The organism is Methylobacterium sp. P3_A11, assembly GCF_056403155.1.
In genome coordinates this window covers 1-5448 of record NZ_JBFUGA010000185.1, presented here as the reverse complement: position 1 = coordinate 5448, position 5448 = coordinate 1, and the positions used below count along the sequence as shown (strand labels likewise).

6 protein-coding genes are annotated in these 5448 nt (G+C 72.0%); 3 read left to right on the top strand and 3 right to left on the bottom strand.

Features of this window, described 5'->3' with window-relative positions; translation table 11 throughout:
- On the top strand, positions 1–747 hold a 747-nt coding region (locus tag AC1DXK_RS29910; RefSeq protein WP_477299639.1), incomplete at its 5' end, for an outer membrane protein.
- 688 nt (positions 748–1435) lie between these two features.
- On the opposite strand, the gene AC1DXK_RS29905 is transcribed toward AC1DXK_RS29910, so the two are convergent.
- The gene (locus tag AC1DXK_RS29905; RefSeq protein WP_477299638.1) at positions 1436–3547 is read right to left on the bottom strand and encodes a putative bifunctional diguanylate cyclase/phosphodiesterase; all 2112 of its coding nucleotides are present in this window, start codon (positions 3545–3547) and stop codon (positions 1436–1438) included.
- Between the two features lie 119 nt (positions 3548–3666).
- Between AC1DXK_RS29905 and AC1DXK_RS29900 the strand changes: the two genes are divergently transcribed.
- Both AC1DXK_RS29900 and AC1DXK_RS29895 read left to right on the top strand, forming a co-directional pair.
- The gene (locus tag AC1DXK_RS29900; protein WP_477299637.1) at positions 3667–3891 is read left to right on the top strand and encodes a hypothetical protein; all 225 of its coding nucleotides are present in this window, start codon (positions 3667–3669) and stop codon (positions 3889–3891) included.
- Positions 3892–4010: 119 nt separating this feature from the next.
- On the top strand, positions 4011–4370 hold the full coding sequence (locus AC1DXK_RS29895) for a hypothetical protein (protein ID WP_457108739.1): 360 nt from the start codon (positions 4011–4013) through the stop codon (positions 4368–4370).
- Between the two features lie 24 nt (positions 4371–4394).
- Here AC1DXK_RS29895 and AC1DXK_RS29890 read toward each other — a convergent pair whose 3' ends face one another.
- Positions 4395–5087: a response regulator transcription factor gene (locus AC1DXK_RS29890; RefSeq protein WP_457108738.1), complete on the bottom strand. Its 693-nt coding sequence runs from the start codon at positions 5085–5087 to the stop codon at positions 4395–4397.
- On the bottom strand, positions 5084–5448 hold a 365-nt coding region (locus tag AC1DXK_RS29885), incomplete at its 5' end, for an MxaH protein (protein WP_477299636.1). The genes AC1DXK_RS29890 and AC1DXK_RS29885, both read right to left, overlap by 4 nt.

Genomic DNA, 5448 nt, shown 5'->3' with positions numbered 1-5448 from the left:
CCGCCGGTGTTCACCCCGGTCCCGGTGTTCACCTGGACGGGCGCCTACTTCGGTATCAACGCCGGCTACGCCTTCGACGCCAGCAGCCGCTCCACCGGCAACAGCTTCGGCGTGCCGTTCCCCTACGCCGCCCCCGGCACCGTCGCCACCTTCCGCAACAGCAGCCAGGACGGCTTCTCCGGCGGTGGTCAGGTCGGCTACAACTACCAGTTCACGCCGGGCTCGGGCGTGGTGATCGGCGTCGAGGCCGATGCCCAGTACCTCGACTTCGGCCGTAACCGGAACAGCGCCTTCATCAGTGGCGCCCTGGCCCCCGGCTACTACGTCACCGACCCGCGCGGCCTCTCCAGCCTCGACTATTTCGGCACGGTGCGCGGCCGCCTCGGCTACGCCTTCGACCGCACCCTCGTGTACGGCACCGGCGGCTTCGCCTACGGCTCGGGCAGCGCCGACCGCTCGTTCGGTGGCTTCGCCGGCAACGACAGCTTCCGCACCGGCTGGGCCGCCGGCGGCGGCATCGAGTACGCCCTGCCCACCGASTCGTTCCTGAACTTCTTCCGCTCCTCGGCGGTGACGCTCAAGGTCGAAGGCCTGTACGTCAACCTCGACCGCAACACCCGCAGCCAGGGTGCGCTCGTCGTCAACGCCGCCAACAACTTCCCGGTCGTCTACAGCGGCGTCGGCCGCCGCTCCGACGAGTTCGCCGTCGTCCGCGCCGGCCTGAACTACAAGTTCGGATCCTACTAAGACCCGATCGGACCACGCCCGGCCGAAAGGCCGGGCGACGCGGTGGGCGGGGGCCGAAGGTCCCTGTCATCCGGCGAAGCCGGATTGCCGCGGGGTCGCACTTCGCATCCCCAGCCCGATCATCCTGGCCGCGAGGTCGGCACCACCCCGGGAGCGCAAGCTTCCGGGGTTTCGTCCGTTCCGGGTCTGCGCGGTCCGAGGACCGCCCCGGCCTGGGGGCGGTGCCGGCGCCGCCGTGCCTGCGCCCGCCCGACGCAGCGCGCCGGAGCGGATTGCGGCCGCCGGCTGGCGGCCGCAGGCTCTGCCGGACCCGACCGGAGGATCAGCCAAGCGCCCAGAAGAGGGGAAGGGCACCGGCCAGGAACAGCGCGGAGGAGATGAGCACGGCGGCGCGCTCGCGATGACGGAGGAGAAGGGCGTGGGGTCGGGCGAGCATGTGGGGAAGCCGGATCGACTGTGTGCGGCCATGCTGGCACCCCAACCGTGACGGATCGGGGGCAGGGCGCCTCATCCACAGGCGGTCGTCGCCCGGTGTCGCAGCCGCGCCACACTCGGCCGGCGCCGGGCGGAAGCGGTTGCGGCGGCGCGGGCCAAGGCCCCGGCGCCCGGCCGTCCTCGCACCGCCCGCCGCGCAGGGGCCGTCTCGGTTGCCGCGGGATCGATGGGAAGCCGTGGACGCGTCGTCGGTCTATGCGACCGCGGAATCCGGGCCGCCCGTCGCCACGCACCCATCCGGAGCGCGGAGCTGGTCGGCGAACCGCTCGATCGRCTGCGGCTTGCTGATCAGGTAGCCCTGCGCCTCGTCGCACGCTTCCGCGGCGAGGAAGCGCATCTGCGCGTCCGTCTCGACGCCCTCCGCCACGACGCTCATCCCCAGGCTGCGGCCGAGCCCGAGAACCGCGCGCACGATCACCGCCGCCTGCGGGCTGGCCTCGACATGGCCTACGAACGACCGGTCGATCTTGATCTTGTCGAAGGGGAACGCCTGCAGCGTCGCCAGCGACGAGTAGCCCGTCCCGAAATCGTCCATCGCGATGGCGATGCCGAAGGCTTTCAGGCGGCGCAGGATGCCCAACGCCCGGGCCATGTCGTTGATGATCAGCGTCTCGGTGATCTCGAGTTCGAGCCGGGTCGGCGCCAGGCCCGTCTCGGTCAGGATCGCCAGGACGCGCTCGGGCAGGTCAGCCTGCTCGAACTGGCGCGGCGACAGGTTGACCGCCACCTTCAGGGGACACTCCCAGCGGGCCGCCTCCCGACATGCGGCCCGCAGCACCCACTCCCCCAGCAGCAGGATCAGGCCGCTCTCCTCGGCCAACGGAATGAAGGCATTCGGCGGGATCAAGCCGCGCGTCGGATGCTCCCAGCGCACCAGCGCCTCGAACCCGAGGAGCCGGCCGGTGCCGGTGCTCACCTGCGGCTGGTAGTGCAGGATGAGTTCGTCAGCCTCGATCGCCTGACGCAGGTCCCGCTCCAGGTCGCGCCGGGCCGCTTCGGCCTCGTCCATGGTGTGCTCGAAGATCCGGTGGGTGTTCCGGCCCTCGGTCTTCGCCCGGTGGAGCGCCAGATCGGCGCGCCTGGCCAGCGTCTCGCTGTCGAGGCCGTGGGCGGGCGCTTGCGCGATGCCGACGCTCAGGCCCACCTTCAGCCATTGCTTGCCGAACGGGATCGGCGCCTGGACCGCCTCGATCAGGCGCGCGGCCAGCGTTTCCGCGTGGCAGGGATCGCCCGCATCGGCCACCAGCACGGCGAATTCGTCGCCGCCGAGGCGCGCCACCGTGTCGTCGGTCCGCAGCACCGCGCGGATGCGGTGGGCCACCGCCCGGAGCAGGAAATCGCCCGCCGCGTGGCCGAGGCTTTCGTTGACGGCCTTGAAGCGGTCGAGATCGAGACACAGCACCGCGCAGGCACCCCCGTGGAGGTGCAGGTCGGCGAGCCGGATCTCCAGCCGCTCGTAGAACAGGGCGCGGTTGGGCAGGTCGGTGAGGCCGTCGTGGCGCGACATGTGGGCGATCTGCCCCTCGGCCGACTTGCGCGCGCTGATGTCGATCTGCGTGCCGATGAACCGCAGCGCGCGTCCGTCGTCGGCGCGGGCCACGACCTTGCCGCGGGTCATCATCCAGGCCCAGGATCCGTCTTTGCGCCGCATGCGATGCTCGCACGCGAAGGTCGGCGCCCGTCCGCTCAGGTGCTCGATCAGGGCGCGCTCGGCGGCGCCCGCATCCTCCGGGTGGAGCAGAGCCCGCCACGTGTGGGCGTTGCTCGCCAGCTCGCCCGGCTCGTAGCCGAGCACGCCCCACCAGCGGTCGGAGGACCACGCCTCGCCCGTCGTGAGATCGCAATCCCACAGCCCGTCGCTGCCGGCATCCTGCGCCAGGGCGAGCCGCGTCTCACTCACCTGCAGCGTCTCTTCGGCCCGCTTGCGCGCGGTGATGTCCGTGAAGGTCCGCACCGCCCCTCCGTCGGGCAGCGGCACGGTCCGGATTTCCAGCACGGTGCCGTTCGGGCGCTCGCGCTCGTAGGTGTGGGCGCCGCGCTCCACCCCGCGATCGGCCACCCATCGCCGCAGGGCCTCGCTTGCCTTGCCGAACTCGCCCTGCGCGATCTGGTATTCCCGGACAGCCTCGAAGGTCGGGCGGGACCGCATCAGCGCAGGCGGCAGGTCGAGGAGCGCGAGGGCGCGCGCGTTGCACACCTGAACGACGCCGGCGGCGTCGATCATCATGAGGCCCTGGTCCATCGTGTCGAGGACGGTGTCGAGGCGCTTCGCCTTCTCCCGCAGCGCGACCGTCCCACTCGTCATGCCCGGGGATCCCAATCGTCCGCCCGCGCGAACAGTCTACCGGATGGTGCCCGCGCCCACCTGACGGGACACTAGCAGGGCGGAGCTTTCCGGATTCTTTCCGATGGATCAGAATTCAATTGCTGCGTGTAATTCCGTCCCTTCGCGATGCGGTCGCCTGTGCCGCGTGCGGCCGGTGCGCGGCCGGCCGTTCACGCACCCTCGTCCCGGACGAGGGCGAGAAGGTCCGCACCCTGTCCGCGCGCCGAAGGTCCGTCATGGCGCCGATCGTGCCGGTCGTGCTGGCCGGCGGCGACAGCGAGGTCCTGCGGTCCACAGCCGGCGTCGAGCGGGAGCCCGAGTAAGACGCTGACGAACCGGGTTGGCGTTGGAAATCTCCCGTCCCGCGGCATAGACCTGCGGACATCTGCGCAGCCGCGACCGTCGACGGACGCGCTGCTCTTCGGACAGGGTGAGAGAAGCGATGCGCGCAGTCCGTCTTTCCGGCCTGGTGTCGGCCGGCCTCCTTCTGAGCCTGCTGGCGGCCCAGGCCCAGAACCCGTCTCCGGACGAGCGCAGGCGCGTCCAGGCGGCGAAGCTCGCGGGGCTCGCCGGCTTCGTGAATCTCGAATGCCCAGACCTGCGTAGCGATTCCGCGCGCCTCAAGCAGACCGTCGAGGCCCTGGGCGTCGACGCCGCCAGCCTGGAGACCGGCGACCTGCACCTGATCGCCACCCGGTACATCGAAACCTATCGCAAGGACGTCGCGGCGAATTGCCGGAAGGCCGAGGAGACCTTCGGGCCGCGTGGGTCCGTCATCCCCGGCCTGATCGTGCCGCGTTAGCAGCGGCCGGGGCCGCGGGTTTCCTCACACCGGGCGCCCATCCCGCGCCAGGGCGATGTGCAGGAGGTCGGCGAGGCTGCCGGCGCCGAGCTTCTGCTTCATGCCCGAGACGACGGCCGACACGCTCCGCTCGCTCATCGACAGGCTGTCGGCGATCGCCGCGTTGGACTTGCCCACCCCGAGCAGGGACAGGACCTGAACCTCCCGCGCGGTCAGGCGGGCCAGCGGCGAGTCCAGCAGCCCGGCATTCAGCATGGCGATCCGGGTGGCGACCTCGTGCGGCAGGTAGCTGCGCCCGGCCGAGACGGCCTCGATCGCCTCGTGGAACCGCGTCACCGCCGTGTCCTTCAGGACGAAGCCGTGCGCCCCGCCCTCGATGGCGCGGGCGACGATCACCGGGTCGTCGTGCATGCTGAAAGCGAGGATCCGGGTTGCCGGCTCCAGGGCCCGCACCCGGCGGATCAGTGACAGGCCCGACAGGCCCTGGTCGCGGAAGCCGAGGTCGGTCACCACCAGCCCGGGCCGGTGGCGGTGGAAGGTGCGGTAGCCCGACACCACGTCCGCGGCCTCGTGGACCGCCCGGAGGCCGGCATCCTCCGCGAGGTGGCGGAAGCCGCGCCGCACGACCGGATGGTCGTCGACGATCAGGACCGCGTCGAGAACCCGCGGGCCGTCCCGCCCCGCCGGGCGGTCGGCCGAGGCCCGGGCGGTGCTCACGGTGTCCCCTCCAGGGCCGGGTGCGGGGCGGCGAGGCGCGCCAGCGCGGCCGCGTGATCGGCCCCCTGCATCCGGGCGTTGTAGTAGTGCTGGCACATCTCGCCGTAGAGGCTCTTTCGGCGGCCGCGCCCCGCCGCGATGCCCCCGAGACCGTCGAGGATCGCGCCGTAGCCCGCGCCGAGGCCGGCCTCGGCCAGCATCTGGCCGAGCTGGACGGTGCGGTTGGCGATCATGCGCGGATCCTCGATGAAGCCGTCGCGGGCCCCGGCCAGCGCCGTCGCCATCGCGCGCACCCGGGGATCGTCGGCCGGCAGGGCCGTCCCGGCCTCGCGGCCCGCGAGCCAGCGGGCCGGGTCGGTGC